Here is a 26,999-nt window from a genome sequence, read left to right on the forward strand (position 1 = left end):
TACCCTAAGTGATTGTGTCTAAAGATAGCAGGCAATCTGGAACAGAAGACAGTTTCCGGCACTCCCTAGAGGCTCTCGCAGGGAGAGTCCTCAACTGGCACAGAGTGTATTGAGTTTGCTTCTTTGCTCAGGTCGATACCGAAGGTTCTCACCAGAGTTACATCGGAAAATGTTGTTCGGTTTCGGAAACAAACCGCTGTATTTTCTGATCGATATTCAAGGGGCAAGTCTAAACGGATGGGCAACGATACGACTCCATCGGCCACTTCTACCGGCATTTCCTGACCACCAACAATCCAGGCCAATTCCAAGTTCATAACCGGGTCGCCATCGGGATCCATGGCCATAGGTGGAGAATAGAGATCGACGCGAACTGGCTGAGCACCGTCCAGACCGTCCTTGACGATCAAATACTCCAGGGGGGCGTTTATCCAGAGCGGAAGAGCGTCATCGACAGGTTCGCCCAACAAAGGGGTTTCATTCTTAAAAACTCCGACATTGGTTACACTGCCATCCTGCTCAGACACGACCTCAGCTCTTACTCGCTGCTCCAGATCGGCGTAGTCCGGCAGGGCGATAGAATTTAGCTGGCCAACCAAAGTTACATCATCGTTATAGAACTCCACGCTGGCAAAATCATTAATGCCTTCGGGACCATTAGAATAGAATACTCCTGCCATCCGGTAAGCACCCAATTCCCAGTCCGTTACGTAAACGCTTCCCGAAAGTAAGGACTCCACTCTTACCGTTTCCTCTACGTCGCTCGAAACTTCGGTGTATTCAACCGGGAGATCCGCGACGATTCGAACAAACCGCTCCGAGTTCACCTCACGAAGTGTCGTGTCCATCGTCCATAATCGTTTAACCAGGTAATCATTCACCCCAGAATGAACGACATTTTGCCAGCCATGAAGTCCAAAGTACCCTTCGCTGCCAGTTACCCGAAGATCGTAGAAAAATAGCCGGTATTCATAGAAATCCGGTTTTTCAGGAATCAGGTCAGTGGTGTCGACGTCAGGCCCCAACTCTATGACGACACCGGCGCTTGCTGACGCCTGGCCCGAGTCCGAGTTGCTTTGGACAATATCCGCGCCGATCGAACCATGGTATTGCCAACCATTCAGTTCAAAACCGTCAAAGGTGACGATAAGGCTGGCATTGGTCACTACATCTTCATTGCCTTCGACGCCTCCGACAACCCGAATGCCCGGCGCCTGTGCCAGGCCTTGCAGGCGTCGCTCGGCAATATCAAGCAGCAGATTGGGATTTACCCACTCGAACATCCAGTGAAGATTGGGGGCCGGGGTGGCTGGATCAGCCCAGAAAACTTTTGCCGCTTTGCGAAGGTTATCTGGGGTTGGCGTCATTGGCGATTGCCGCCCAGCGTAATTAGGGCCCGTATCGATCAGCGCGACGATATCCGCTTCCGACACCTCTTCTGGTAGCTGCGAATAGGTGGATATGAGGTGGTTACGGGCATACAGTTCGCTGACCAGGCCAACTCGACCTACATTCGCCAATGCTTCAAGCAGGACACGTGATTCGCCGAATTCTGAGGCAGGCCTGGACAGGTCAAATCCCAGATCCCCGAATGCTTCGTGTGCCTTCTCGTCGATGACAATACCGTTGCGAGGGTTCTGGTCGGCATCCAGGGTAATCAACAAACGCGCAATGTTAATGGCACGGGTGCCGTCCCATCCTGCGTCTTCATCCAGATTTCCGGGCATCATGAAGCCGACCGCTTCACTCGATCCAAGTTCGGTCGCGCCGATGCTGAAGGTAATTGTTTCGCCGGGAAGGTAACTAAACTGGCCTAACGGGCCAGAGAGACCTTCCTGGCTTTCCGTGCGGTAGGCCAGGCCTTTTACGGGGGAATCAACAAAGTAACCCGTGCTTGCCTCGCTTTCATCGGTTTGAACCGGGGCCTCCGTGGACTTTCCATTTTCTGCATTACCGCCGCCGTCACCACTACCACCACAACCGACCAGAATAAAAGCGAACAGCAAACCAATCGAAATTCCCTTTACAGCCACAACAGAGTCCCCATTTGTCATTTTGAGGGCTCATTGTAACGGGATGTAACCGGCTTTTTCGTGACACACCGCCGGCTACAAACATGTCGTCAGAACAAACGCCTGATCAGAGTAATGACTATTGGTCAGTGCTCCCCGGCGGCATCACCACCCATTCCGGATCTTCGAATTCCCCAAGTGGCGTAATCTCCACAAACGGAGCGGCACTTCGGATAATCTCCGCCACCCTGGGATTGTGTTTGGATTCCATGGCGTCCCGGGCCTCCTTGCTGTCCCAACTGGCAATGGCGATCAGGGTATCCGGGTCACCAATCTTGCGATGCAGCTCCGTGCCTCGGGCACCGGGCGCCTGCTGTATCAGCCTGCTTGCCCTCACCCAGGCATCGGCGTACTCCTCTGCGGTGTGGCCCTCTTTCACTTTGACTTCGAAGATAAACTTCATAGGCTCCTCCCTCATTCACGTGGCAACACATTGAATCTGAGGTTGCCACGGGTTTGTGCTTATAAGAAATCCCTTTGCATCTGCATGGTTGTGGGGTACAGTGGACGCCGTTGGAAAGATTTAGCAAAGCATTTCATCAATAAGACGCATTTAAGCTGTAATAAGTTGTACGTCCTGTTTTTGATCCCGCCAGTTTTTTGTTTCCCGCACAACGTCGATCAGATATCACGATGATAGTCTGGCGGCACATTAAAGATTGAATTCAGGAAAGTTATTATGTCTACAGTTACCGGCAACGTTAAGTTCTTCAACGAAGCAAAAGGTTTTGGTTTTATCACTCGTGAAGGCGGTCCGGACGTATTCGTTCACTACAGCGCCATTCAAGGCGGTGGTTTCAAGACTCTGGCCGAAGGTCAAGAAGTCGAGTTCACCGTGACTCAGGGCCAGAAGGGTCCTCAGGCGGAGAACGTTGTTGCTCTGTAATCCTTAACGGATTAAGCAATAACCGCGAAAAAGGCAGCTTCGGCTGCCTTTTTTTGTTTCTGCCCCCCCCGTCTGGCCTAAGGCTGCACATCCACCGGAATCGTTTCCGTGTTCTTTATTTCCCGCAACGCAAAGTTCGAGTTAACCTGGGCAATGCCTTTCAGGGTGAAGATCTTTTCGTTCAGGAAGCGGTCGTAGCTGGCCATATCCGGAACAATGACACGCAACACGAAATCCGCATTCCCGGTCACCGCGAAACACTGCAACACCTCGGGATAGCTGCTCACCTGTTGCTCGATCTCCCCCGTGCTATCAATGTTGTGCCTCTGGAGAGAGAGATTGACCAGTACACACAACCCCTGCCCTATCCGCTCCGGGTCCACCCGCGCACTGTAACCCTGAATCACACCGGATTCTTCAAGGGTCCGTACCCGCCGCCAACAGGCCGCCGGAGATAAGCCGACCTGCTCTGCCAGCAACTGGTTACTGATTCGCCCATCGTGTTGCATAACCGAGAGGATTCGTCGGTCCAATTTATCCAGCTCAACCTGTTTCATTCAGTAACACCCAATTTTTATCAAATATTCTTCGATATTATTGTCATTCATCAAAGATTCTTTCGCAAACCCTCTCATGCAACCTCCAATAAGCAAGCACCTTTTGTCGACTTCCCTCTAAAATTTTGTTCATAAAATCGACAAAAAGGAGGGCACCATGTCCGCCGATACCCCCGAACTCGACAATTACAAACTTGAAGACCGCTACCTGCGGGCATCTGGCCGGGTATTTCTGACCGGAACACAGGCACTGGTCCGCATCCCCCTGATGCAGGCCGCTCTGGATCGCAAACAGGGCCTGAACACCGCCGGTATGGTCAGCGGCTATCGGGGCTCGCCCCTCGGCGCTTATGACCAGGCACTGTGGCAGGCGAAGACACTGCTGGACGACAACAGCATCGACTTCGTACCGGCGATCAACGAAGACCTGGCGGCAACCATCATGCTGGGCACCCAGCAAGTGGAAACCGATGACGACAAACAGGTGGATGGCGTATTCGGCCTCTGGTATGGCAAAGGCCCCGGCGTAGACCGTGCCGGTGATGCCCTAAAGCATGGCACCACTTATGGCAGTTCCCCTCATGGCGGGGTTCTCGTAGTCGCCGGCGATGACCACGGGTGCGTGTCCTCCTCCATGCCCCACCAGTCCGATGTGGCGTTCATGAGCTTTTTCATGCCCACGATTAATCCGGCCAACATCGCGGAGTACCTGGAGTTTGGCCTCTGGGGCTATGCCCTGTCCCGTTACAGCGGCTGTTGGGTTGGGTTCAAGGCCATATCCGAGACGGTGGAAAGCGCCGCGTCGGTTGATCTCCCGCCCCTGCCGGAATTTGTAACTCCGGACGACTTCACCGCTCCGGAGGGTGGCCTGCATTACCGCTGGCCGGACCTGCCCGGCCCCCAGCTGGAAACGCGGATCGAGCACAAACTGGCCGCCGTCCAGGCGTTTGCCCGAGCCAACCCCATCGACCGCTGCCTGTACAACAACCCAAAGGCGCGTTTCGGTATTGTCACCACGGGCAAGGGTCATCTGGATTTGCTGGAAGCCCTGGACCTTCTCGGTATCAGCGAAGACGGTGCCCGGGAAATGGGCCTGGATATCTACAAGATCGGCATGGTCTGGCCACTGGAGCGGCGCGGCATTCTGAATTTCGTTCACGGCAAGGAAGAAGTGCTGGTGATCGAAGAGAAACGCGGCATCATCGAAAGCCAGATCAAGGAATACATGTCTGAACCGGACCGGCCCGGTGAGGTTCTGATTACCGGGAAACAGGACGAATTGGGCCGACCGTTGATTCCGTATGTGGGTGAGCTCAGCCCGAAGCTGGTTGCAGGCTTCCTGGCCGCGCGTCTGGGCAGGTTCTTCGGTACTGACTTCAGTGCGCAGCTGGAAATCATCAATACCATGACCAACGCACAGGATCCGGGCGGCGTCAGACGCCTGCCCTATTTCTGTTCCGGCTGCCCCCACAACACCTCCACCAAAGTGCCAGAAGGCAGCAAGGCACTGGCCGGCATTGGCTGCCACTTTATGGCGTCCTGGATGGGGCGCAACACCGAATCCCTTATCCAGATGGGTGGTGAAGGGGTCAACTGGATTGGCAAGAGTCGCTACACCGGCAACCCTCACGTATTCCAGAACCTGGGCGAAGGGACTTATTTCCACTCGGGCTCCATGGCCATTCGCCAGGCCGTGGCAGCCGGTATCAACATCACCTACAAGATTCTGTTCAACGACGCGGTCGCCATGACCGGTGGCCAGCCCGTGGACGGCCAGATCACCGTGCCCATGATCGCCCAGCAAGTTGCCTCCGAAGGCGTCCGCCGGGTCGTGGTGCTGAGCGATGAGCCGGAGAAGTACGAGGGGCATGAGGACCAATTCCCGACGGGCGTCACCTTCCACGACCGCACCGAGCTGGATAACGTCCAGAGGGAGTTGCGGGAGATTACCGGCTGCACCGTCCTGATTTACGATCAGACCTGCGCGGCTGAGAAGCGTCGTCGTCGCAAACGCAAGCAATTCCCGGATCCGGCTAAGCGCGCCTTTATTAACCACCATGTCTGCGAAGGCTGTGGCGACTGCTCTGTACAGTCCAACTGCCTGTCAGTAGTGCCCCGCAAGACCGAGCTGGGCCGGAAGCGCAAGATCGACCAGTCTTCGTGCAACAAGGACTTTTCCTGCGTTAACGGTTTCTGCCCCAGCTTTGTCACCATTGAGGGCGGCCAGCTTCGCAAATCCCGGGGCATGGACACCGGTTCAGTGCTGACCCGCAAACTGGCCGACATTCCGGAGCCTGACGTGCCCGCAATGACCGGCTCCTACGACCTGCTGGTTGGCGGCGTTGGCGGCACCGGCGTAGTCACCGTGGGCCAGCTCATCACCATGGCTGCGCACCTGGAGTCCCGTGGTGCTTCAGTGCTGGACTTTATGGGCTTTGCCCAAAAAGGCGGCACCGTACTCAGCTATGTGCGGATGGCACCGTCCCCGGACAAGCTTCATCAGGTTCGTATCAGTAATGGCCAGGCTGACGCTGTCATCGCCTGCGATCTGGTGGTGGCCTCTTCCCAGAAAGCCCTGAGTGTACTGCGCCCGAACCACACCCGAGTGGTGGCCAATGAAGCCGAACTACCCACGGCGGATTATGTGCTCTACCGCGATGCCGACATGCAGGCCGACAAACGCCTGGACCTGATTCGCGACGCGGTAGGCGACGATCATTTCTCCCGCCTGGATGCCAACGGCATTGCCGAGAAACTGATGGGCGACACCGTGTTCTCCAACGTCATGATGCTGGGCTTCGCATGGCAGAAGGGCTTGCTGCCCCTGTCCCAGGCGGCGCTGATGAAGGCGATTGAATTGAACGGCGTGGCCATCGAGCGAAACAAGGAAGCCTTCGGCTGGGGTCGGGTTGCTGCGGTCACCCCGGGCGCCATTGCCGATCTACTGGACGCCGATAAGACGCAGGTCGTCGACGTTCAACCGGAGCCGACCCTGGACCAGCTGATCGAAACCCGTCACCAGCACTTGGTCAAGTATCAAAACAAACGCTGGGCGGACCGCTATTCCGATCTGGTGGATCAGGTGCGTAAGGCGGAGGAAAGTCTTGGCCAGACCAACCTGCTGCTGACCCAAACCATCGCCCAACAGCTTTACCGCTTCATGGCCTACAAGGACGAATACGAAGTGGCCCGCCTGTTCGCGGAAACCGACTTTATGAAGGAAGTGAACGACACGTTTGAAGGGGACTTCAAGGTCCACTTTCACCTCGCGCCACCGGTCATGAACCGGGGAACCGATGCCCAGGGGCGGCCGAAGAAGCGCCAGTTTGGCCCCTGGATGTTCCGGGCCTTCAAGCTTCTTGCCAAATTGCGGGGACTTCGTGGCACGGCACTCGACCCGTTCCGATACTCCGCCGACCGGAAGCTGGACCGAACCCTGCTGGACAACTACCAGCAACTTATTACGCGCCTGACCCGTGAACTGGACGCCAGCAACTACGACACCTTCCTGCAACTGGCAGAATTGCCCTCAGATGTCCGTGGTTACGGCCCGGTTCGCGAGCAGGCAGCCGAGGCCATTCAGGAGAAACAGTCGCAACTGATCAAGGCACTGGATACGGGTCGACCGACACTGATTCGCACCCAACAGGCCGGTGATAAGGAGGCAGACCATGTTTGAGGCTCTCAAGCCCCTACCGCAGGATCCGATTCTGCAACTGATGCAAACTTTCCGGGACGACCCTCGCCCGGACAAGGTGGACCTGGGCATCGGCGTCTACAAGAACGACGCCGGGGCCACCCCGATCATGGCCGCTGTACACGAAGCCGAACGGCGCCTGCTTGAGGGAGAGACCACCAAGAGTTACGTGGGACCGGCCGGGTCCCAGGGCTTTAATGACGCGATGGCCCGCCTGATCCTCGGTAACGAAAGCTCACTGATCCGGGACGGCCGCACCTCCGTGGTCCAGACCCCGGGCGGCTGTGGCGCCCTCCGCATGGCGGCAGAGTTCCTGCGGCTATGCCAGCCAGACACCACGGTCTGGGTCAGCACCCCAACCTGGGCCAACCACCTTCCGCTGCTCGGTGGCGCCGGCCTGACCATTCGCGAATATCCCTACCTTAACCAGAACACGTTGCAGGTAGACTTCAACGCCATGCTGGAAGCCCTGGAGGGTGCGCGTGCAGGCGACGTGGTGCTTCTCCACGGCTGCTGCCATAACCCCTCCGGGGCAGACCTGACCTTGGACCAGTGGCAGGCCGTTACCACTCTGATCCAGCGCAAGGGCCTCCTGCCCTTTGTGGATATGGCGTATCAGGGGCTGGGTGACGGGCTTGATCAGGACGCTGCCGGCCTTCGCCATCTGGCCAGCCAGGTACCGGAAATGCTGGTTGCAGCCTCCTGCTCCAAGAACTTTGGCCTGTACCGGGAGCGCACCGGCGCCCTGATGCTGATCTCCGCTACGGCGACGATCAACGCGGCGGCGACCAGCCAGCTACTGAGCGTTATTCGCTCCCACTATTCCATGCCCCCGGCCCACGGTGCCGCGATTGTGGAAACCATTCTGGGAGACGAGGGATTACGCAAGCTGTGGCAGGACGAGCTGGATGGCATGTGCAAACGCATTCTGCACCTTCGCCACGCTTTCGCGGACGCCCTGGCCCCGGCCGGTGACTTCGGCTTTATTGCCCGGCAAAGAGGCATGTTCTCGTTTCTGGGCATTACCCCGGAGCAGGTTCGCCGGTTGCGGGAAGAGAACGGCATCTACCTGCTGGAAAGCAGCCGGGTCAACGTAGCAGGACTGAACGACCGGGTCCTTCCAGGCGTCGCCAAAGCCATACGCAACATCCTGTGACAGTCCGGCGCACAGGAACAACCGACTAAACCTGAAAAACGATCCGACAAAAACAACTATTCGGAGAAGCCAATGAGTCAGAATACTCAACCCCACCAGCAGGCCAACAACCTCTGGTCTTCAAAGCTCGCCTTCACTCTGGCGGCCGCTGGTTCTGCCGTAGGGCTCGGCAATATCTGGAAATTCCCCTACATCACCGGCGAAAATGGCGGTGGTGCCTTTGTGCTGATTTACCTGGCGTGCATCTTTCTCATTGGTGTGCCCGTTCTCGTGGCTGAAACCATGATCGGCCGCAAGGGCGGGCAAAGCCCTGTCGCAACCATGCGGACCCTGACCCGGACCGAGGGCACCTCCCGGGGCTGGCAGGCCATCGGCTGGAACGGGGTTATCGCTTCCTTTCTGGTGCTCTCCTTTTACGCAGTGATCGGTGGCTGGGCCCTGGTGTACATCGGCAAGGCCGCACTCGGCCTGTTCACCGGTGCTGATGCAGAGGCCATCGGCGGGCAATTTGGCAACCTGCTGGCCAACCCGTGGGAACTGCTGCTCTGGCACTCCGTGTTCATGGCTATCGTGGTGTTCATCGTCAGCCGCGGTATCCGCTCCGGCCTTGAAAAAGCCGTCAACCTGCTGATGCCCCTGCTGTTCGTGTTGCTGATCGCCATGGTGTTCTACGCCATGACAAGCGGCAGCTTCGGCCAAGCCGTCAGTTTCATGTTCTCACCCGACTTCAGCAAACTCACGACCGCCGGCGTGCTCACCGCCCTTGGCCACGCTGCCTTCACACTCAGTATCGGCATCGGCGTTCTGATGGCCTACGGCTCCTACCTGCCGAAAAGCGTGAATATCGCCAGAACCGCCATGACCATCGCCGTACTGGACACCGGTGTCGCCCTTCTGGCCGGTCTGGCAATCTTCCCGCTGGTGTTTGCCAACAACCTCGAGCCCGGCGCCGGCCCCGGCCTGATCTTCGTTACCCTGCCCCTGGCCTTCGGCCAAATGAGCGGCGGAGCGCTCTTTGGCACCGTCTTTTTTGCCTTGCTTCTGGTAGCGGCCATCACGTCCGCCATCTCCATGCTGGAACCGGTGGTGGAATGGCTGGAAGAACACAAAGGCATCAGCCGGGTGAAGAGTGCCATTGGCGGCGGCTTTGCTATCTGGTTTATCGGCATTGGCACGGTATTGTCTTTCAACATCTGGAGCGATGTGCATCCGCTCGGTTTTATCAGCTTCCTCGAAGGCAAGACGGTGTTCGATCTGCTCGATTTCCTCGTATCGAACCTGATGATGCCCCTGGGCGGTCTGGCCATTGCACTGTTTGCCGGCTGGGCCATGAAACGGGAGGGCCTGGCTTCCGACATAGGCCTGAAAGGTGGTAGCTTCAGGGCCTTCATGTTTGTGCTTCGATTCGTAACACCAGCGGGCATCGGCATCGTGTTTCTGTATAACCTGGTCTGATCCGGTTATTGCCTGACATCAAACATAGCGCTCTCTTTTTGGCAAAATCCCCGGATCACTGCCACGCTTAAATCAAGGACAGGATGCAACATCCCAAGCGAGATAAGGAGAAGCGCTATGTATCACAAATTGCTCGTGCCGGTAGACTTGGCACACACCGAAAAAATGCCCAAGGCATTGAACACAGCGATTGATATTGCCAAGCATTACGATGCCTCGGTTTGCTATGTCACCGTGACCAACACCGCTCCGGGCGCAGCAGCGCACAACCCCGAGGAACTCGCCGAAAAGCTTGAGGCCTTCGCCGAGGAACAGGGCAAAGCGCATGGAATCCGGGCCACAAGCAAAGTGCTGTCCACTGCAGACACCGCAGTAGAGCTGGATGACAAGCTTCTTGAGGCCATCAGGGACACTGGGGCGGATCTGGTTGTCATGGCATCTCACACGCCTGGCATTGGCGACAAACTGCATATCCTGCATTCCAATGCGGCCAATATCGTCAAGGAAAGCGATATCTCCGTATTTGTCGTGCGCTGAAGCAAGCCTTCGGGTAGGTCCAGGATCAGTGATGCTGATCCTGGCATTTGCAGAGCACGAACCAGAGCAGCAAAACGATCGGTAAGACTGGCTGACTGGCAATAACAATCCAAGCCATTAAACAGGGTTTCTGAGCTTTGGCCACACAGACTGGCCTGATCAGTTTCCCGGAAAGGTTATATCCGTTACGGAAACAACAAAGAACGGGAAATAGTACTCGGTACCAAAAAAGTTGCCGGCTTCCACCCGGGTTGCCAATCGGAATCCGCTGAATTCCTGAAAATCCGTCAGGAAGCCGCCGAAAGGCTGAAGGCGATAAACCTTCTCCGGATTGGCATCACTCCAACGAAAGAAACTGACCTGTAATGGCTGTCCGCTCTCGGCCACCCTGACCTCGACCGCCTGTTCCAAACCGTTCTTGCGGACAACCACCCTCGCCGTGTTTTCATCCACCAGCTCCCAACGGACTCCTGGTCCGGGCAATAATGCCGCCGGGCTCCAGAATACGGCTTCTGCCACATACCGACCGAATGCAGATCGGGCATGATTGAGGTCACCTCCTGAACGCGCGACCGGCAGAAGGCCCATCAACCAGAACCTCGTCCAGCGCTCTGTATCGGAGCCCGATAGGCGCATCAAGCCCCGCCTGGCCGCCATTTTCCAGGCAAACCCGGTCGGCAACGCCAGAACCTCCAGGGCACTCATATCGAGGTAATCCGGCTTATCTTTACTCCCCATGCCAAACCGGCCCGCGATACCGATGCGAGCAACCGTGTAAAGCGGCGTGCCCGGCGCTATGGTGAAGAGAAAATAGCGGCGCGCGGGTTCCGGCAACCCTTCTATCATGGCAGGCTCGAATTGCTCCGGATGCAACGGTTGTGTTGCTGACAGACGGTCCATGGCGGCCTGATCAGCGCGATGATCCAACTGACGCCAGAGCCAGAGGGCCAACAGCCCGCCAGCAACTACAATCAACAGGATGACAAGAAGAGTTTTCATGTAAGCTATGCTCCGTACCCGTCATTCTCCAGGCCCAGCCCACGCCGGGCCTTGCTCCAGATCAACCAATCCGGTCGGGTCGGCAAACATACGGTGAACCAGAAAGGTTTTATGAAAGTACCGAAGCGATTACAACCCCTTGTCGACGATGGCATGGTGGACGAAGTGCTGTACCAGCTCATGAGCGGCAAGGAAGCACAGGTGTATGTAGTGCGCTGTGGCGACCAGCTGCGATGCGCCAAGGTGTTCAAGGAAGCCCAGAAGCGTAGCTTCAAGCAGGCCGTGGAATACCAGGAAGGCCGAAAAGTACGGAACAGTCGTCGGGCCAGGGCCATGAGCAAGAAGACCCGCTACGGACAGAAAGAGCAGGAGGATGCCTGGCTCAACGCCGAGGTGGACGCCCTGTACCGTCTGCAATCAGCCGGGGTACGGGTTCCCCAGCCCCTGGGCTTTGTCGATGGCGTGCTGCTGATGGAAATGATTGCCGACGCTGACGGCAAAGCAGCGCCGCGACTTGACGATGTCACGCTTACCCCGGAGGTGGCCCGCCTTTACCACGGCCGGGTCATTGCAGAAATCGTTCGCATGCTCGACGCCGGGCTTATCCACGGCGATCTGTCCGAATTCAACGTACTGGTAGATGCCGATGGTCCTGTGATCATTGACCTGCCCCAGGCTGTGAACGCCGCTGGCAACAACAGTGCCCAGCGCATGCTGGAACGGGATGTTGATAACATGCGTCGGCACTTTGGGCAGTACGCGCCGGACCTCCTGGCCACGGATTATGGCAAGGAGATCTGGGCCCTTTACGAGAGCGGGGATCTTCATCCGGACAGCACGCTGACCGGCTGCTTCGAGCACGATACCCACAGCGCCGATGTGGATGATCTGATGGCGGTGATTGATGCAGCCAGACTGGAGGAAATGGAGCGACAGGAACGCGTTCAGATGGAAGACGATGACTGAGATGCTGTCGCGTTACCAGGCCAGCCAGATAACATGCCGGGCGCCCTTGCCCGGCCGATGGGCGCGCACGGTGACGGGCTCCACTGACAAGCCTGCCCGCTTGAGGCGTTCGGTAAATGCAGGGTCCTGCCCAGCCGACCAGTAGGCCAGTATGCCGTCCGGCCGCAGTGCGGCCTGGGCTGCCGCAATGCCCGCTCTGGTGTAAAGCCAGTCATTTTCCTTCCTCGTGAGCCCCTCCGGACCGTTGTCGATGTCCAGAAGAATGGCGTCATAAGTGGCGGGAGACTCCTTGATCAATTGCACCACATCCCCGATGTGAACCTGCGCCCTCGGGTCTTTCAGCGGAAAACCGGCGGCCCCACCCAAGGGCCCGAGGTTCCAGTCTTTCACCTCCGGCACCAACTCCGCCACGGTCACCTCCGCGGTCTCGCCCAGAGATGCCAGCGCTGCGGCCAGGGTATAACCCATGCCGAGCCCCCCGATCAGGATCCGCGGAGCAGGATGATCCGAAATCCGCTCGCAGGCCAGCGTTGCCAGTGCATCTTCTGACCCGTGAAGACGGCTGTTCATCAGCTCACCGGTACTGCCGGCAATCTTGATTGAGAATTCGTCATTACGCTGCAGCAGACGCAGCTGCGTTCCCTTACCGGGAATGATCGCTGTGCCTAGCAGCTCGAAACGGGCCATACAAACCTCGAATAATGTGGGTCAGTCGCCGGCCAGCAGACCGGCCAGAATTTGCTGTTCACTCGGGCCCGGCAAAACACCGGTCAGCCAGGCCTCAATCACTACATCTCCATGCTGATTTGAGAGCACCGCTTCCGCTCGAGCCCTGCTCTTCTCATCCACCTCTGTGATTGTGAACACGCAGGTTACGGTGTCACCAAAATACACTGGCCGCCGGAACCGGAAATTCATTCCGGACGCCAGCCAGCCGATCTGACCACCCACTTCCGTGATCATGCCGCCGACGAGCAGGCCGTGACAGATCCGCCCTTGCAGGTTCTTGGCCCTGACAAAACCTTCGTCGTAGTGAATTGGGTTATAGTCGCGGCTGATCTCTCCGAAGGTCACGGTGTCCGCCTCGGTGAAGGTGCGAGTCAGCGTAAAGCAATCACCCGCCTCTAGCCCCTCTATGGTCTTTTTTCGAATGTAAGACATGGTCAGCTTCCCGGTTGCCCGACTCCAGACGCACTTTACAGATACCGGCCACCCGCGCCGACCACAATGACCACCAACCCCAGAATCAGGTTGATGCCGACCAGCCTGCGGATCTGGCCGACCCGTCGACCACCTTCCTGAGGATCCTTCTCGGCCACTGCCTGCTTGAGCCGGCGGAACGGAGCGAAGTACACGTGAAAGAACAGCAGCATCATGATCAACCCCAGCCCCTGCATCGCATGGATATGCCAGCCCGCGCCGGCCATCCCCCCGAAGACGCTGAACACCATCCAATAACCGGTAACCAGCAACAAAATGATGGCCAGCCAGACCCAGCGGAAGAACCGGGACAGGGTGCGACACCAGAGCGTGCCGCGCTGGCTTGCTTCAACCACCTCAATCACCGCCGGGCGCATGGCCATATACGCGAAGAACATGCCCCCTACCCAGACAACCGCAGACAACACGTGCAAGGCAATCGCCAGACTCATCAGCAAACTCCTGTTGATACTACCTGTGTGCCGGGCTGCCCCAGGGACACCCCGCCTTTGCCGGCGCCCAAGACAACCGGCTAACAAAACTCAGAGCGACCTTACCACGGCAACTCGTCTCCATTGCTATGCCAGAACGAGCCGGTGTTTTCGAGGTTGAGGCCCTCTATCCGGGCAGCCAGCCCCTTGGCGGACTCCTCGGGTGTAATCAATCCTCCGAAATTTACCATCCGCGTCTGTACATAACCCGGGTGCAACTGGGCCACGGCAATGCCCTTCTGTTTCAGGTCCATCGCCAACGATTTGCCAAACGCATTGAGCGCCGCTTTCGAGGCCCGGTAACCGTAGCGGCCTCCGGAATCATTGTCGGCAATGGATCCCATACGACTGGTAATGTTGGCGATCTTGCCGCCGGACGGAATGTGCGACACCAGGGCCTCGGAAACCCGGAGCGGCGCGTAGGCGTTGACCTCCATTTGAGTGCGGATGGAATCGAAATCAATGGAACCGAGTTTTTCATCCTGCAGCAGGCCGGCGTTGTTGATGAGCAGATCAATTCGCTGACCCTCGAGCGCGCGGGTCAATGTCTGGATGCCAGCATCCGTCGTCACGTCCACACCTTCGACAACCCGGGCCGCGATTTCTGAGAGTTCGCTGGAAGCCTTCCGACAGACACCGATTACGTGACAGCCCGCATCGGCATAATGCCGTGCAAGCTCAAGGCCGATACCGCGATTGGCACCTGTGATAACAACGGTTTGTTTCTCGGACATGGCAGCCTCCTGAAGATCGTTTGGGGTAAGATGGCGGAATACCCATCGAAGTGGAACCCTAAAGAATGTCAGCCCTGCTTGTATTTGCGCTGTTTGCAGTGACCTTCATTGCACTGTCCGTATTCTATCTGTTTTTTTACCAGGACTGGCGCCGGAAACGGCAACTGAAGCAACCATTTCCCGAAGTATGGCGACAAGAACTGGAAACTTCGGTTCCGCTCTACCGTAAGTTGTCTTCAGGTCTCAAAAAACGCCTGGAACAGCACGTTCAACTGTTTCTGGCCGAGAAGGCATTCTATGGCTGTGATGGCTTCGAGGTGGATGATCGGGTGCGAATCACCGTTGCCGGGCACGCCTGCCTGCTGATCCTCGCCCGGCCGTTCGGCGAATACGATGAAGTGCGGAGCATACTGGTGTATCCGGATGTGTACAGGGTTCAGGCTCCGGAACGGGACGGCATGGTGGTGAGTGTAAACGAACAGATCCGTGCCGGTGAAGCGTCTTCACGGGGCCAGGTCGTGCTGGCATGGTCCGAGTGTGAGGAAGGGGCCAGGACCCCGAATGGTCCGCACAATGTCATCCTTCATGAGTTTGCCCATCAGCTCGACTACCTTGATGGCACCGCCGACGGCGCTCCGCCACTCAGCGGCAAACAGGCTGAGGAGTGGCAACACACCATGACCAAGGCTTACGAGGACCTCCGGCACTCACTCAGGCATCACCACCAGGGCTGGCTGGATCCCTACGGAGCGACCCAACCTGCGGAGTTTTTTGCGGTACTGACGGAAGCCTTCTACCAGCAACCCCACCATCTGAAAGATACACAACCGGCTGTATATGAGGTACTTTGCGACTATTACCGGGTGGATCCCATACAACTGAACCTGTCCTGAACCATGACATAACCCGGGTTTGCATATAGTCTATGAAGACAGTTTTAAACGGACGTAAAACCAAGTGCTTCGGTATTGGACCTTACTACTCCTTTTGCCCCTTCTGACTCTGCAGGTCTTCGCGACTGGCGCTTTCGGTGCGTCTTCCGACGAAGAACAGACAGTGCCCCGGCTGGATGCCCGGATGGGGTACCATGGTGCAATCGCGCACCGGATGGCGTTTATCGAAGAACAGGGTGAGGAACTCTCTGTTGGCGACATCCAGTTCCTGATAGGGGAAACGCCCGAAGGCGTGCAGCGTACCGATGACCGCGTTATGGCCAACGGTATTGATTCCGGTGCGGTCTGGCTGGTTGCAGATGTGATTAATCCGACCAGAGACACCATTACCAGACGCATGTCAGTACGGATTGGCTGGCTTGACCGGGTCGACTTCTACTTCATGCCGGCGGGCGAGCCACCCGAGCGTTTTATCAGCGGCGATAGCATTCCGGTCCACAATCGCTCATTTGCCACGCGGGTCCCAACTGCAGAATACGCATTCCCCTCGGGCATGACGCGCCTGTTTTTGCGCGTTGAAACAGCAGATCCCGTCGTCATCCCCTTCTATTTTTCCAGTCTCAAGGCCGGGCACGATCAGGAACAGTTCGACGCTGCTTTCTACAGCTTCGTCTATGGCGTCATGTTTGCTCTCGCGGCCTACAACCTGATGCTCTTCACCGGGCTCCGGCGTAAGCGGTACCTGTTCTATACCATTTACATGGTCTCCTTCATCCTCATGACTGCCTCCTATAGCGGCATTGGCATGGTGTTGATCTGGCCGTCTGCCGTGGTCTGGCAGCAGTGGGCGCCGCCCCTGTTAATGTTGGTTTTTGCCTTCTCCGGCATTACCTTTGCCACCAGCTTCCTGGAGGTGAAACTCCGGCGACGCAAACTGTTCCGGGCCATCCAGGTACTCTGTGCGGTTTATTTCGCGCTGTTTGCAGCCTGCTATTACATCGGCGAACGGGGGTGGGCCCTGACTCTCGCTTTCGCTTTGGTACCGGTCTTCACAGGCTTGATGCTTTACCTGGGCGTATCCAGCTGGATGAGCGGCATGAAATCCGCGCGCTACTACCTGTTTGGCACACTCGCCTCCGCGATTGGCGCGTCTATTACGGCACTGACCGTCTATGGCATCCTGCCGTACAGTCAGATTGGTTTTTATGCCGTGGACATAGGCATGGTGCTGGATGCCATGCTTCTGGCACTGGCATTGGCGGATCTGGTCAAGAGAACCCAGCAAGCGCGGATCGCGGCTGAACGCAAAGCCCAGGTGGATCATCTTACGGGCCTGGAAAACCGACGGGGCTTCCTGCCTGTCGCGGAATCGCTCTGGAACCTGGTAAAACGCAACAATCGCGATATCTGCGTGGCCATGATCGATATCGACCACTTCAAGATGATTAATGATCAGTACGGCCATGCCACCGGGGACCGGATACTGCGCAAAATCGCCAAGGTGCTCGACAGTTCCCGGCGCCAGGGGGATCTCCTGGCCCGCTGGGGCGGTGAAGAGTTCGTTCTGCTGTTACCGGAAACCGATCTTCCGGAGGCCTGCAACGTTGCCGAGCGCTTGCGCCAGAATGTCGAAGCGCTCACCATCCGCGAAGGCGCGGACATCCTTCAGTGCACCATCAGCGTTGGCGTCGCCAATCGCGATTCGGAAGAAGTAAGCCTGGATAAGACCATAGTGATGGCTGACCAGGCGCTCTACCAGGCCAAGCTCGAAGGTCGCAACCTTGTCTGTGCTGGCAATGCCTCGGATGCCTCCGCCCGGGCAGTACCTGTCTGAATCTGGACCAGCAATCAACGAGGCCGTATCAAAAACCAGCTGATCAGGACCAGGCCTCCAAACAGGGAATAGCTGAGAATAAACACCCACTCAGGAGCACTGTAATAGAGAATGGCGTGCAGCCAGTGCTGGATGAACGACCCCTCGTATACGGCATCGCCCGCCTTGTTCCGGAGCGCCATTTCCCAGGTGGTTAACGGACAGATTACTCCGACCCAGGATTGCAAGACGACAACAGCAATCGCAATCAGGTGAGACACCCTGAACCAGATGTTGCGCACCCACTCCCAATTCAGAAAATGACCGAGGTAGATAGCCAGCAGACCCAGAACCACAAATGCTACGAATACCACGTGCAACACAAGCAGCGAGTCTGCCAGAACTACGTATACCGAACCTGAGAACATGGAATTCACCGGGCACTATGCCAGCGCCCGGCATGGGGCTGACTCAGCAATACGCAATGAACATAAAATCAGTTTCTGCCGCTGCAAGCTGGTTTGTCCAGGCCGATACTCTGAACGAGTTGGCGCCAACGTTCTCGACAACTACGCTGACCCCCGGCGTCATTGACGTAGCAACAACCTGCATATCGAGCTCAGGATTGTTCAGGTTGAGATTATGAGTAATTTCATAGATTTCAGTCTGCTGCTGTTTGGAGACCGTCCAACTGGGCAGGCCGGCCAGAGGGGCCGGGCCTGAGAATCCCTCACCCGCCCCAACTTTTGCTGAATAGATTTCTGATGCAGGCATTTAAAAACTCCTTTTTAGTTTCCAGTTCAACGCTGTTTTCGGATAGCCCCGAAAACAAACATCACCAGATGCTTCCCTATATACATCATGACTAAATATAAAATACAAAGCGCATCTATCTTATGATCTCAATAAAACCAATCTTTTCCAGCGTAGCCTCGATAGAGCCTTCCGGCGAATAATAGTTTGGTGGATCCGGCAAGACGCTGCATTAATCCTTACCGGCCACCCACTTTTCAGCCGCCTCAAGGTCATTCACAGGAAAGTGCTTGATGTCCGCAGACAAAAAATGTGATGCGAGATGCTCCCCAAGGTCGCCAAAGGCCGAGTCCGTCACCAGTGCAACTTTCCTGATGAATTTGTGATGATCCCTTACGAAGCGAAAATGCGTGACCATTGCCCCGATGCTTTTCCAGCCCGGGAAGGTAGGACTACTGATGATAAGGCCCTCAAGTGCTCCGGTTTCTTCAATAAAGGGATCCGCCGTTTCCGCTAGCTGACGGAAATCGTCTTTTTCCAAAGACGACGTGGGACGGACATAGAGAATGGAATGGGCGGTATCCAGAGTGTGTTCGATCATGCTTTTACCCTCCATGGCTGAGGCGAACTTGATACCAGGAATCGAGCTTTGAGGTTCGCTTCAGTGTTGCGCTGCTTCCTGCCGCATACAGAACTTGGGATGCTCGAACAATTCCCAAAGTATAGATCAGACTGGATTTGTACCTTGCTTATTTTCAATCGCAAAAACCATGCGGCCCGCAACCGGATCAAAACCTCCTCTACCGTAGAGTTTTCCCCGCTTTCAGCGCGCGGAGGGCAGGTTTCCTCCCAGCATGTTTTCAACCACTGCAGCGTTATAGAATGCTTCGACCGTGTGGATTTTTTCGTTGCGCACGCGAAACCAGACTGCAAGCCGCACATCCCCAATCGGCTCAAAGTGGGTCCGGTAATCCAGGATCGCGAAAACATGCTCGCCGTCAGCACTCAGCTGCCGGAGAACCAGGTCTTTCTGAATGGCAACCATACCGAATTGGTAGGCCAGCATGTCATCGCGGCTGAGGAAGCGCATGTTTGGCCCGACGTATTCAAACTCTTCTGCAGCCAGCAAGGTCTTTGCCTCATCCAGCCTTTGGGCGTGGATGTCCGAGATGAACTGCGCCACGATGTCTTTTGGTTGCATGGATAGACTCCATTTCTAAGACCGGGACGATTGGAATGCCTGCATCCGCGCAGATGCCCTAAACAGTTTTACTCCCACTTTATCTTGATAACAAACAATGGCCCCGGACCGTTTAGGTAGCAGGGCACTCCCCACCCAAAGTGTTTGATGAGATCTCGACGGCTTCAGTTGCAGGCGGGAATGTTTTCTTGAAGGTGAACGCATCGTTTGTGGGCCCAGACTTCCTCAATCTCTGCAACTTTTCGGATGCCTCTTCCAAGGAGGGGATATGTCCGGCTGGCACCCACCAAAGCACCATGTGGGACTCAGCCAATTTGTGAAACCACTCCTTTTTGCGGCGCATGATCTCGACGTGAACAGACCGGTAAACGTAATCGTGCAACGCTTCGACCGACTCCCAGACCGAAAGGTTCACAATCTGGTCCGAGCCAAAATAATCAATGCCCGTGGCATCACCGTCTTCCGTTTGTAGCCGCCAGACAAAGCCCGGAGAGTCATCCGCCAAGGCATTGATCCTATCCAGATTCGCGACAAAATCTGCAAGCTGAGGCGAGTCTATCGGCGCCTCCAGCTTTGCCACATTGAGTTGCGCAATATGATACTGAGTCACGGTTTTCCTCCTGAAATCACTAACCGCCAGTCACAGCCGCTTTTCAGAAACTATTCAGCAGCCTTCGGCGATCGTCCCAATCTTTATCCTGGTAGAAGTTTATTTCAATAAGGTAGATACGGTGGCTATGTTGTTGGCATAGCGCTCGAACCCGGGAGTTCGTAGGGATCCAAGATGTATTTCAGAAAACAGATCACCACCTGAACTCCCTTTCGATCGTGGTTTAATCGTGGGTTCAGCGAACCCACTGAGTAGTGCTTGAGAACCTGCCACTACGGCTGAAACACTGAAGTCAGAACGCGTTGTTCCATTGTTCAGTATCGATAAACCATCGCTCCTCGTAAATTTTGTTGCCTTCAAATCGGAAAAGCACCGCTAGCTGGGAGCCGGTAATCTTTGATGATTTCCAATTGACGATCGAGACGACCTCAGCATCACCCTCTATGTTACGCAGTCCGGTAATCTCGAACCCTGGCGGAAGAATTTGCCCAAGACCATTGAGAGCCTCTCGGAAAGGCCCTCGACCTTCAAGTACATCCGTCTGCCCGGGCATAACGAATATCATCTCTTCCGAGTAATCGGCCACCACCCTGTCAAAATCTCCGGCGCCAACCGCATCCCATCCGCCTTGAACAATGTTTGCCAGATTCATGATCGCCCCCCCCTCTTTTGATGACTTATCACTTCTCATACCTGATTGACCGGAAGGCTCTGTGAAGGGTCTCCTGTAAACTAGAATTATAGTCGTCAAACAGGCGTGCTCCATAACATTGGGCAAACCTGCCGCGCTCTGGCAGTCTCGTCATTCCATCTGATGCCCAGAATGGTCCATTTCTTTTTTCATTACGCCGTAATCCAACGGCTCAACAGTGAGCTCGACCTGCACGGTTTCCGCTCCCCTGAACTTCAGTGTGAGAGGTATGCGTTCGCCTTCGTGCAAGGGTTCCGGCAGTTTCTCCAGCATCAGGTGATAACTGTGGGGTTTCAGCTCAACGGTTTCACCCGCGGGGATGACAAGACCCTGCTTCAGGGGCTTCATACTCATTACACCGTCACTCATGCTGGACTCGTGAATCGAGACGTGCCCTGCCCTTGGGGTTTGCGCTCCGATCAGGGTGATCGGCGCCTCGCCAATGTTGGTGATGGTCAGGTAGCCAACGCCGGTGGGGGTGCCCGGCGGGGTTGGGCGACTCCAGGGGTGGTCGATTTTCAGGTTGTCCTGAGTGTAGTCGTGGGCACTGGCCAGTGCAGGAATGATGGAAAGCAGCAAGGCAACAACAAGGGATTTCACTTTCACGGTGCTTGGGTCCTTCGGGCAATTGATTGTGTGTTTGAGCTTACCCGAGGGCCATGACGGAACAAGGGTTTTTCTGCGACGAATCGTCGCACAAGGTCATTCGACGGAAGCGGTGAGCAGTTCCCGGACGTCGCCAATCGGTACGGGACGGCCGAAAAAGAATCCCTGAAAACGCTGGCAGCCGATGGCAATCAGGGTGTCGGCCTGCTCCTGGCTTTCAACGCCCTCGGCGACCAACTCCAGTTCGTGATTGCGGGCAATGGCGACGATGCTCTCCACCATTTTGCGGGCCTGTTTGTCTTCATTGATGCTGTCCACAAAGGTCTTGTCGACCTTCAACTCATCGATGGGCAATGAGCGCAGCAGACTCAGGGAAGAGTATCCCGTTCCGAAATCGTCCATGGACAGCCGGATTCCGGAATCCCGCAACTGATTCAAAACCGGCAGGATGGTGCTCTGGCGGGACATGAACATGGTTTCGGTGATTTCGAGGGTCAGCTCGTTTGGGGCCATGTGATTTTGGCGAAGCTTTTCGAGCACCGTTTCTGCAAACCCGGGCTGCATGAACTGCAGCACTGAAATATTGACGGAAAGCTCCAGTGGAAATGCCTTCTGCCGCGGCAACGTGCTGAAATCCTCAAGGCTACGATCCAGTACGTAGTTGCCAAGCTGAACCATCAGGCCCGAGGCCTCGGCGACAGACACAAATTCGTTCGGCGGTACATACCCCAGTTCGTCGTCATACCAGCGTGCCAGCGCCTCCATGCCGACCACCCTGCCCTTGGCATCAACCTGAGCCTGGTAGGCCATGGTAATCAGATGGGGTTCGAGCGCCCCTCTCAGGCGTTGTTCAATGTGAACCCGCCGCAGGTACCGGGTTTCGATGTCACTCTGGAACAGGCACACGTCGTTTCGGTTCTTCTTGGCCTTGTGGAGTGCAAGGTGAGCGCTGCGCACAATGCTGCTGAACGAATCGCCATTGGCTGGAAAAATCGCGGCACCGATGCTGGCGCCAATCTGCATGTTGAGCGCTCCACTGAGTACGCAGCTGCCGGTTTCGGTCAACAGGCTCTGGCAGTACTCGTAAACCTGTTGTTCGTCCGACACTCCCGCAACCACCGCAAATTCGTCACCACCAAGACTGGCCACCACGGAATCTTCGCCGGCGGCCTGGCGCAGGCAACGGGACCAGTCAGCCAGCACCCGGTCACCAAAATCCTGACCAAACCGATCGTTGATGCCGCGGAAGTTATCAATGTCCACGAGCGCGATGCAAAAGGGACGCCGGGCATCAATCCGCGCGTGGATCTCATCGATGAGCCCTACCCGGTTCATCAGTCCGGTCAGGTCATCATGCCTGGATTGATGAAAGAGCTGGTCCCGCCGTTTCTTTTCAACGCGATCAATCAGACTGAACAGGTAATAGAGAAGGGCCGATATAACCACAAACAAACCAACGAAAATCGCCAGCTGCCGGAAGAACTCCCGGAGAACGCCGGCCATGTCGGATTCCGAGATAACCCAGAGTTCAAATCGTGAATCATAGACCGCCGCTCCCAGATAGGTACCGCTGTCCCGTTCGGAGTAATAGATGACGATATCCGCGTCTCTCTTGATGGCCTCGATACTCTTGCCGGACTCCCGCTCAAGGCGCTCGGTATCCGCCCGGATCTGATCGTCCGGGCGGCGAACCGTGGAGTAGACTTCAGGCCCGACGTCCTCCCGCGACAGAAACTGTAAGTAGCCATCCCGTTCACGAAACAGCATGAGGCTTTCGTCGTCTTCGTTGGGCCGATCACTGCTGAAAATACCATGCTCACCCTCAATCCGTATCCCGGCCGTCATTACCGCCAGCACTTCACCGGCGTCATTACGCAAGGCTTTGCGAACGGGAATGATCCACTCACCAAGAGGTTCGAAGAAATAGGTGCGCCCCAGAATCATCTTCTCTTCCATCAGCGCCTGCTGGAAACTCGGGCGCGTTCGTTCCGATTCCAACAGGTTGGGTAGCCGGTCCATATTGATGTTGGAGCTGAGCGCAATCAGTTGGCCATTGGGTCGGGCCAGGCCCAGGCCGGCCAGCGAAGGACTGGATTTCATGGCGCTGTCCAGCAGTGGCAAAGCCTGCGGTTCCACCGGGAACCTATTCCGACGCAACAGTTCCCGGCCGACCACATCCAGTACCAGTTCCTGCGTGCCAAGGATGTTGGCGACCGATTGGGCAAAGAACTCCACACGGGATTCGTGGTGACGTTCGTATCGGTCAATCGTGGTATTCCAGGAGGATGAAACAAGAGCAATGAGCAGCACGAGGCCGCCGGCATAAACCAGCCAGAAGAGCGTCCAGATGTTACGCTTGAGTGTGGTCAAAGTACCTCCCGGGCATTCCCGCGAGATGTCGAGGGCATCCAGCCAATGCATTGAGTATAGGCTGACTCTCGCCCTCCGTATGCCCGGACCTATTTCGCCGTCAACGCCTCGACCATGGCGCCCAGAAACCGCGAGGCCTCACCTCCGGTCGCCGCCCGGTGATCGAACGTGAGGGACAATGGCAGAATGCGCCGCACTGTCGGTTTTCCACCGCGAGGAACGACTTTCTCGCGGATCCTGCCAGCGCCAACAATCGCCACCTGGGGAGGGGTCACAATGGGGTTGGCGTACTGACCGGTCATGGTGCCGAAGTTGGACAGGGTGATCGTGGCCCCCTGCATTTCCCGGGGTGGAATCTTGCGGGTGGCAACCGCTTCCCGCAGGTTTTCCAGCCCCTGGCGCAGATCCTGTTGCGACCGGTGATTCACGTCCCGCAGCACGGGCACGAACAGCCCCTCCGATGTATCCACCGCAATGCCCACATGCACTTCATCCAGCAGCCGCCGGCTCAGGTTATCGCCATCGAACCAGGCATTCAGCTGCGGAACCGCCTCACAGGCAAGGGCGATCGCCTGCACCAGGCGCATGGTGATGTCCGTGCTTTCGTTCCAGTCGCCGATGTCAGCGTCCTCGTAAATGGAGACTGGCACCACCTGGGCGTGGGACAACGCCATGTTCTTGGCCATGGTCCGGCGCGGGCCCCGCAGCATTTCCGCCTCACCCAGCTGTTTCTGATGGCTGGCCTGTTTGTGCACATCGTCGTTGGTAATCAGGCCGCCGGGGCCGCTGCCCTTGATCGATTCGAGGCTGACACCCAAGCGCTCCGCCAGCGCACGGACTCCCGGCGTCGCACGGTTGGCCCGGGCCCGTCGGCTGGACACCGCTGCGCCGATGATGAACTGATCCCGGGTGGATTCTGCCCCATTGCCCTTGTCGGAGGTTTTCAGCTCACCCACCACAGTGCCGGTGTCATCCCCCTCACCTTCAAACGCCAGCAAAGGCTCACCGGTGTGGATGATGTCGCCTGGATCGCCGTAGAGCTTCGCGATGGTACCCGCCTCGGGAGATGGCACCTCCACGATGGCCTTGGCGGTCTCCACGGAAACCAGCACCTGATCGACGTCGACAACGTCGCCCACTTTGACGTGCCACTCGACAATTTCAGCCTCGGGCAGGCCTTCGCCAAGATCGGGGAGTTTGAAATTTTTCATAGCGCAATCACCTGTTCCACAGCCTCGACAATGTCGCCTACGGTGGGCAGGTAGGCCATCTCATTCCGGTAATACGGCATGATGGTGTCGTAACCGGTTACCCGAACCACGGGTGCCTGGAGATCAAGAAACGCGCCTTCCGCAATGGAAGCGGCAATTTCAGCGCCCACGCCGCCATTGCGGCAGGCCTCGTGAATGATCACGGCGCGGCCGGTTTTGGCCACCGAACACAGCAGCGTTTCCCGGTCCAGCGGGCTGACGGAGGCGACATCGATTACCTCCGCGGACACCCCCTGCTCGGCCAGTTTGTCGGCCGCCTGCAGGGTTTCCATCACGCACGCCCCCCACGTGATCAGGGTGACATCATCCCCTTCCCGGAGCGTGAAGCAGGTATCGAGCGGTAAGGCCTCACCGTTGTTTTCCACGCTCTGGGTCACCGCGCGGTAAATGCGTTTGGGTTCGAGGAACACCACCGGATCGGGGTCACGAATGGCGGCCAGCAACAGGCCGTACGCCCGTTGGGGCGAACTGGGGATGACCACACGCAGGCCGGGAATGTGCGCAAACAGGGCCTCGGTGCTTTCCGAGTGGTGTTCCGGTGCGTGAATACCCCCGCCAAACGGCGCCCTGTAGACGATCGGGCAATGCAACCGGCCCCGGGTACGGTTGCGCATTCGGGCAGCGTGACTGACGATCTGCTCCATACCGGCGTAGATGAACCCCATGAACTGGAATTCCGCCACGGGTTTCAGGCCCTGGGTGGCCATGCCCACGGCCGTTCCGGCAATCAGGTTTTCCGCCAGGGGCGTGTCCATCACCCGCTTGAAGCCGAAACGTTCCTTGAGCCCCACCGTGGCCCGGAACACCCCGCCATTGGTGGCAATGTCCTCGCCCAGCAACACCACATTCTCGTCATGAGCCATTTCCCAGGCCAGAGCCATGTTGACGGCCTCCACCAGGGTGACGTCACGAACCTCTGCCGAGCTCATTATTCACCTCCCCGGTATTTGGCGGCAAGGCGCTCCCGCTGCGCCCGCAACGAGACGGGCAGGTTTTCGAACAGGTAATCCACCATGGCCGTGGGTGGTTCGGCTTCGGTGGCGAGGTACTCTTCCACCGCCTTCTCAACCGTTTGCTTGCACTCGGCCTGCAGCGCCTTTTCCTTGTCCGGATCCCAGAGGCCGGCATCGTGCAGGTAGTTCTGCAAACGTTTGATGCCATCCTTCTCCCAGGCTTTTTTCAGATCCTCGGCACTGCGGTAGCGGGTGGCGTCGTCAGCCGTGGTGTGATCCCCCAATCGATAGGTGACCGCCTCGATCACCATGCCGCCCTTGCCGGCGTGAGCCCGCTCGAGGGCAGCATCCAGGGCCTCGATGACGGAAAAGTAGTCGTTGCCGTCCACAATGTGGCCTGGCAATCCGGCGCTGATGGCTTTCTGAGCAATGGTCTCGGCACCGGTCTGGATGCCGCGGGGCGTGGAAATCGCCCATTGATTGTTGATCACCATGAACACCACGGGCAGGTGCCAGGCGCCGGCGAGGTTGATGCTTTCGAGGAAATCGCCTTTGGACGTGCCACCATCTCCCACGCAGCAGACCACCGCCCGCTCCTCACCACGGATGCGAATGGCCGACCCCACACCCACGGCATGGCAACACTGAGTGGCAATGGGAACGGCAATGGGAAGGTCTTCCGGGCAGCTTTTCCACGCACTGCCCCGTTCGTCACCGCCCCAGTACAACAGCATTTCCACCAGTGACGCACCGCGAAGAATGTGCGCAGCCTGGTCCCGGTAGTAAGGTACAAAAACATCGGTTTTTGCCAGGCTCTGGCCAATTGCGGTGCCAATCACTTCGTGCCCGAGCACCGAGGGGTAGGTGCCGCATTTGCCGGTGCGTTGCAACGCGATGGCTTTGGCATCGAAAGTGCGGGTGAGCACCATATTTCGGTAGGCAGCCAGGGTACGCTCGGTATCCTCGGCCTGGGCCGGCAAATCATCCAGTGGCTTGCCGTGGTCATCCAGATAGCGGGTGCTATCCACATGAAATTCGAAGCGTTGTTTCATCCCACCCTCCTTGCCCCCGCTTCCTGGTGAAAGCGC

27 protein-coding genes are annotated in these 26,999 nt (G+C 57.0%); 8 read left to right on the forward strand and 19 right to left on the reverse strand.

Going from position 1 to position 26,999, the window contains the following annotated elements; genetic code table 11:
• Positions 1 to 65: 65 nt before the first annotated feature.
• Both QQF73_RS16370 and QQF73_RS16375 read right to left on the reverse strand, forming a co-directional pair.
• The gene (locus QQF73_RS16370; RefSeq protein ID WP_219868412.1) at positions 66 to 2,033 is read right to left on the reverse strand and encodes a hypothetical protein; all 1,968 of its coding nucleotides are present in this window, start codon (positions 2,031 to 2,033) and stop codon (positions 66 to 68) included.
• Between the two features lie 118 nt (positions 2,034 to 2,151).
• Positions 2,152 to 2,475 (reverse strand): antibiotic biosynthesis monooxygenase family protein, encoded by a 324-nt coding sequence (locus QQF73_RS16375; protein WP_285368854.1) that lies wholly within the window; start codon positions 2,473 to 2,475, stop codon positions 2,152 to 2,154.
• 276 nt (positions 2,476 to 2,751) lie between these two features.
• On the opposite strand from QQF73_RS16375, the gene QQF73_RS16380 reads away from it, so the two are divergent.
• The gene (locus tag QQF73_RS16380; protein ID WP_036130097.1) at positions 2,752 to 2,958 is read left to right on the forward strand and encodes a cold-shock protein; all 207 of its coding nucleotides are present in this window, start codon (positions 2,752 to 2,754) and stop codon (positions 2,956 to 2,958) included.
• Positions 2,959 to 3,035: 77 nt separating this feature from the next.
• Here the strand turns inward: QQF73_RS16380 and QQF73_RS16385 are convergent, their stop codons facing one another.
• Positions 3,036 to 3,515: an Lrp/AsnC family transcriptional regulator gene (locus tag QQF73_RS16385; protein ID WP_219868414.1), complete on the reverse strand. Its 480-nt coding sequence runs from the start codon at positions 3,513 to 3,515 to the stop codon at positions 3,036 to 3,038.
• A gap of 157 nt (positions 3,516 to 3,672) precedes the next feature.
• Between QQF73_RS16385 and QQF73_RS16390 the strand changes: the two genes are divergently transcribed.
• From QQF73_RS16390 to QQF73_RS16405, 4 genes are all read left to right on the forward strand, one after another.
• Complete coding sequence (locus QQF73_RS16390; RefSeq protein WP_285368855.1) at positions 3,673 to 7,194, forward strand: indolepyruvate ferredoxin oxidoreductase family protein; 3,522 nt, start codon at positions 3,673 to 3,675, stop codon at positions 7,192 to 7,194.
• The gene (locus tag QQF73_RS16395) at positions 7,187 to 8,368 is read left to right on the forward strand and encodes an amino acid aminotransferase (protein ID WP_219868416.1); all 1,182 of its coding nucleotides are present in this window, start codon (positions 7,187 to 7,189) and stop codon (positions 8,366 to 8,368) included. Before QQF73_RS16390 ends, QQF73_RS16395 begins: the two co-directional genes overlap by 8 nt.
• Positions 8,369 to 8,440: 72 nt before the next feature.
• Positions 8,441 to 9,823, forward strand: coding sequence for a sodium-dependent transporter (locus QQF73_RS16400; RefSeq protein ID WP_285368856.1), 1,383 nt, complete (start codon positions 8,441 to 8,443; stop codon positions 9,821 to 9,823).
• Between the two features lie 117 nt (positions 9,824 to 9,940).
• Positions 9,941 to 10,360 carry a universal stress protein gene (locus QQF73_RS16405; RefSeq protein WP_219477554.1) on the forward strand — a complete coding sequence of 140 codons (420 nt, stop codon included), beginning with the start codon at positions 9,941 to 9,943 and terminating at the stop codon, positions 10,358 to 10,360.
• 159 nt (positions 10,361 to 10,519) lie between these two features.
• On the opposite strand, the gene QQF73_RS16410 is transcribed toward QQF73_RS16405, so the two are convergent.
• Positions 10,520 to 11,359, reverse strand: a complete 840-nt coding sequence (locus QQF73_RS16410; protein WP_285368857.1) for a DUF6544 family protein — start codon at positions 11,357 to 11,359, stop codon at positions 10,520 to 10,522.
• Between the two features lie 111 nt (positions 11,360 to 11,470).
• On the opposite strand from QQF73_RS16410, the gene QQF73_RS16415 reads away from it, so the two are divergent.
• Positions 11,471 to 12,325 (forward strand): PA4780 family RIO1-like protein kinase, encoded by an 855-nt coding sequence (locus QQF73_RS16415; RefSeq protein ID WP_285368858.1) that lies wholly within the window; start codon positions 11,471 to 11,473, stop codon positions 12,323 to 12,325.
• 12 nt (positions 12,326 to 12,337) lie between these two features.
• Here the strand turns inward: QQF73_RS16415 and QQF73_RS16420 are convergent, their stop codons facing one another.
• From QQF73_RS16420 to QQF73_RS16435, 4 genes are all read right to left on the reverse strand, one after another.
• Entirely contained in the window at positions 12,338 to 13,012 is a 675-nt protein-coding gene (locus tag QQF73_RS16420; RefSeq protein ID WP_219868420.1) for a spermidine synthase, read from the reverse strand.
• Positions 13,013 to 13,033: 21 nt separating this feature from the next.
• The gene (locus QQF73_RS16425) at positions 13,034 to 13,486 is read right to left on the reverse strand and encodes a MaoC family dehydratase (RefSeq protein ID WP_219868421.1); all 453 of its coding nucleotides are present in this window, start codon (positions 13,484 to 13,486) and stop codon (positions 13,034 to 13,036) included.
• Between the two features lie 35 nt (positions 13,487 to 13,521).
• A complete protein-coding gene (locus QQF73_RS16430; protein ID WP_219868422.1) occupies positions 13,522 to 13,977 on the reverse strand; it encodes a CopD family protein in 456 nt (151 codons plus the stop codon).
• Between the two features lie 101 nt (positions 13,978 to 14,078).
• On the reverse strand, positions 14,079 to 14,750 hold the full coding sequence (locus QQF73_RS16435) for an SDR family oxidoreductase (RefSeq protein WP_285368859.1): 672 nt from the start codon (positions 14,748 to 14,750) through the stop codon (positions 14,079 to 14,081).
• Positions 14,751 to 14,815: 65 nt separating this feature from the next.
• On the opposite strand from QQF73_RS16435, the gene QQF73_RS16440 reads away from it, so the two are divergent.
• Together QQF73_RS16440 and QQF73_RS16445 are read left to right on the forward strand one after the other, a co-directional pair.
• Positions 14,816 to 15,643: a M90 family metallopeptidase gene (locus tag QQF73_RS16440; RefSeq protein ID WP_285368860.1), complete on the forward strand. Its 828-nt coding sequence runs from the start codon at positions 14,816 to 14,818 to the stop codon at positions 15,641 to 15,643.
• 94 nt (positions 15,644 to 15,737) lie between these two features.
• Complete coding sequence (locus tag QQF73_RS16445) at positions 15,738 to 17,477, forward strand: diguanylate cyclase (protein WP_285368861.1); 1,740 nt, start codon at positions 15,738 to 15,740, stop codon at positions 17,475 to 17,477.
• Between the two features lie 14 nt (positions 17,478 to 17,491).
• Here QQF73_RS16445 and QQF73_RS16450 read toward each other — a convergent pair whose 3' ends face one another.
• The 11 genes from QQF73_RS16450 to pdhA form a co-directional block, all read right to left on the reverse strand.
• On the reverse strand, positions 17,492 to 17,884 hold the full coding sequence (locus QQF73_RS16450) for a DUF2784 domain-containing protein (protein WP_219868426.1): 393 nt from the start codon (positions 17,882 to 17,884) through the stop codon (positions 17,492 to 17,494).
• Positions 17,885 to 17,927: 43 nt separating this feature from the next.
• A complete protein-coding gene (locus QQF73_RS16455; RefSeq protein ID WP_219868427.1) occupies positions 17,928 to 18,230 on the reverse strand; it encodes a hypothetical protein in 303 nt (100 codons plus the stop codon).
• Positions 18,231 to 18,441: 211 nt separating this feature from the next.
• The gene (locus QQF73_RS16460) at positions 18,442 to 18,810 is read right to left on the reverse strand and encodes a SpoIIAA family protein (protein WP_219868428.1); all 369 of its coding nucleotides are present in this window, start codon (positions 18,808 to 18,810) and stop codon (positions 18,442 to 18,444) included.
• Positions 18,811 to 19,032: 222 nt separating this feature from the next.
• Positions 19,033 to 19,410: a nuclear transport factor 2-like protein gene (locus QQF73_RS16465; protein WP_219868429.1), complete on the reverse strand. Its 378-nt coding sequence runs from the start codon at positions 19,408 to 19,410 to the stop codon at positions 19,033 to 19,035.
• 112 nt (positions 19,411 to 19,522) lie between these two features.
• Complete coding sequence (locus tag QQF73_RS16470; RefSeq protein ID WP_285368862.1) at positions 19,523 to 20,020, reverse strand: DUF3291 domain-containing protein; 498 nt, start codon at positions 20,018 to 20,020, stop codon at positions 19,523 to 19,525.
• A gap of 292 nt (positions 20,021 to 20,312) precedes the next feature.
• Entirely contained in the window at positions 20,313 to 20,672 is a 360-nt protein-coding gene (locus QQF73_RS16475) for a nuclear transport factor 2 family protein (protein ID WP_285368863.1), read from the reverse strand.
• Positions 20,673 to 20,822: 150 nt separating this feature from the next.
• Positions 20,823 to 21,317, reverse strand: coding sequence for a copper chaperone PCu(A)C (locus QQF73_RS16480; RefSeq protein ID WP_285368864.1), 495 nt, complete (start codon positions 21,315 to 21,317; stop codon positions 20,823 to 20,825).
• A gap of 96 nt (positions 21,318 to 21,413) precedes the next feature.
• The gene (locus QQF73_RS16485) at positions 21,414 to 23,687 is read right to left on the reverse strand and encodes a putative bifunctional diguanylate cyclase/phosphodiesterase (RefSeq protein ID WP_219868433.1); all 2,274 of its coding nucleotides are present in this window, start codon (positions 23,685 to 23,687) and stop codon (positions 21,414 to 21,416) included.
• Positions 23,688 to 23,776: 89 nt separating this feature from the next.
• A complete protein-coding gene (locus QQF73_RS16490; RefSeq protein WP_285368866.1) occupies positions 23,777 to 24,898 on the reverse strand; it encodes a dihydrolipoamide acetyltransferase family protein in 1,122 nt (373 codons plus the stop codon).
• Positions 24,895 to 25,887, reverse strand: a complete 993-nt coding sequence (locus tag QQF73_RS16495) for an alpha-ketoacid dehydrogenase subunit beta (RefSeq protein ID WP_285368867.1) — start codon at positions 25,885 to 25,887, stop codon at positions 24,895 to 24,897. Before QQF73_RS16495 ends, QQF73_RS16490 begins: the two co-directional genes overlap by 4 nt.
• On the reverse strand, positions 25,887 to 26,963 hold the full coding sequence (gene pdhA, locus QQF73_RS16500) for a pyruvate dehydrogenase (acetyl-transferring) E1 component subunit alpha (RefSeq protein ID WP_285368868.1): 1,077 nt from the start codon (positions 26,961 to 26,963) through the stop codon (positions 25,887 to 25,889). The genes QQF73_RS16495 and pdhA overlap by 1 nt, the downstream gene beginning before the upstream one ends.
• Positions 26,964 to 26,999: the final 36 nt, after the last annotated feature.

The organism is Marinobacter albus, assembly GCF_030238305.1.
GTDB lineage: Bacteria > Pseudomonadota > Gammaproteobacteria > Pseudomonadales > Oleiphilaceae > Marinobacter > Marinobacter albus.

Excerpts from the sequence above, each read along its gene's own strand:
- QQF73_RS16375 (WP_285368854.1), bottom strand. The coding sequence starts at position 2,475 with ATGAAGTTTATCTTCGAAGTCAAAGTGAAAGAGGGCCACACCGCAGAG.
- QQF73_RS16380 (WP_036130097.1), top strand. The coding sequence starts at position 2,752 with ATGTCTACAGTTACCGGCAACGTTAAGTTCTTCAACGAAGCAAAAGGT.
- QQF73_RS16385 (WP_219868414.1), bottom strand. The coding sequence starts at position 3,515 with ATGAAACAGGTTGAGCTGGATAAATTGGACCGACGAATCCTCTCGGTT.
- QQF73_RS16390 (WP_285368855.1), top strand. The coding sequence starts at position 3,673 with ATGTCCGCCGATACCCCCGAACTCGACAATTACAAACTTGAAGACCGC.
- QQF73_RS16395 (WP_219868416.1), top strand. The coding sequence starts at position 7,187 with ATGTTTGAGGCTCTCAAGCCCCTACCGCAGGATCCGATTCTGCAACTG.
- QQF73_RS16400 (WP_285368856.1), top strand. The coding sequence starts at position 8,441 with ATGAGTCAGAATACTCAACCCCACCAGCAGGCCAACAACCTCTGGTCT.
- QQF73_RS16405 (WP_219477554.1), top strand. The coding sequence starts at position 9,941 with ATGTATCACAAATTGCTCGTGCCGGTAGACTTGGCACACACCGAAAAA.
- QQF73_RS16410 (WP_285368857.1), bottom strand. The coding sequence starts at position 11,359 with ATGAAAACTCTTCTTGTCATCCTGTTGATTGTAGTTGCTGGCGGGCTG.
- QQF73_RS16415 (WP_285368858.1), top strand. The coding sequence starts at position 11,471 with ATGAAAGTACCGAAGCGATTACAACCCCTTGTCGACGATGGCATGGTG.
- QQF73_RS16420 (WP_219868420.1), bottom strand. The coding sequence starts at position 13,012 with ATGGCCCGTTTCGAGCTGCTAGGCACAGCGATCATTCCCGGTAAGGGA.
- QQF73_RS16425 (WP_219868421.1), bottom strand. The coding sequence starts at position 13,486 with ATGTCTTACATTCGAAAAAAGACCATAGAGGGGCTAGAGGCGGGTGAT.
- QQF73_RS16430 (WP_219868422.1), bottom strand. The coding sequence starts at position 13,977 with ATGAGTCTGGCGATTGCCTTGCACGTGTTGTCTGCGGTTGTCTGGGTA.
- QQF73_RS16435 (WP_285368859.1), bottom strand. The coding sequence starts at position 14,750 with ATGTCCGAGAAACAAACCGTTGTTATCACAGGTGCCAATCGCGGTATC.
- QQF73_RS16440 (WP_285368860.1), top strand. The coding sequence starts at position 14,816 with ATGTCAGCCCTGCTTGTATTTGCGCTGTTTGCAGTGACCTTCATTGCA.
- QQF73_RS16450 (WP_219868426.1), bottom strand. The coding sequence starts at position 17,884 with ATGTTCTCAGGTTCGGTATACGTAGTTCTGGCAGACTCGCTGCTTGTG.
- QQF73_RS16455 (WP_219868427.1), bottom strand. The coding sequence starts at position 18,230 with ATGCCTGCATCAGAAATCTATTCAGCAAAAGTTGGGGCGGGTGAGGGA.
- QQF73_RS16460 (WP_219868428.1), bottom strand. The coding sequence starts at position 18,810 with ATGATCGAACACACTCTGGATACCGCCCATTCCATTCTCTATGTCCGT.
- QQF73_RS16465 (WP_219868429.1), bottom strand. The coding sequence starts at position 19,410 with ATGCAACCAAAAGACATCGTGGCGCAGTTCATCTCGGACATCCACGCC.
- QQF73_RS16475 (WP_285368863.1), bottom strand. The coding sequence starts at position 20,672 with ATGAATCTGGCAAACATTGTTCAAGGCGGATGGGATGCGGTTGGCGCC.
- QQF73_RS16490 (WP_285368866.1), bottom strand. The coding sequence starts at position 24,898 with ATGAAAAATTTCAAACTCCCCGATCTTGGCGAAGGCCTGCCCGAGGCT.
- QQF73_RS16495 (WP_285368867.1), bottom strand. The coding sequence starts at position 25,887 with ATGAGCTCGGCAGAGGTTCGTGACGTCACCCTGGTGGAGGCCGTCAAC.
- pdhA (WP_285368868.1), bottom strand. The coding sequence starts at position 26,963 with ATGAAACAACGCTTCGAATTTCATGTGGATAGCACCCGCTATCTGGAT.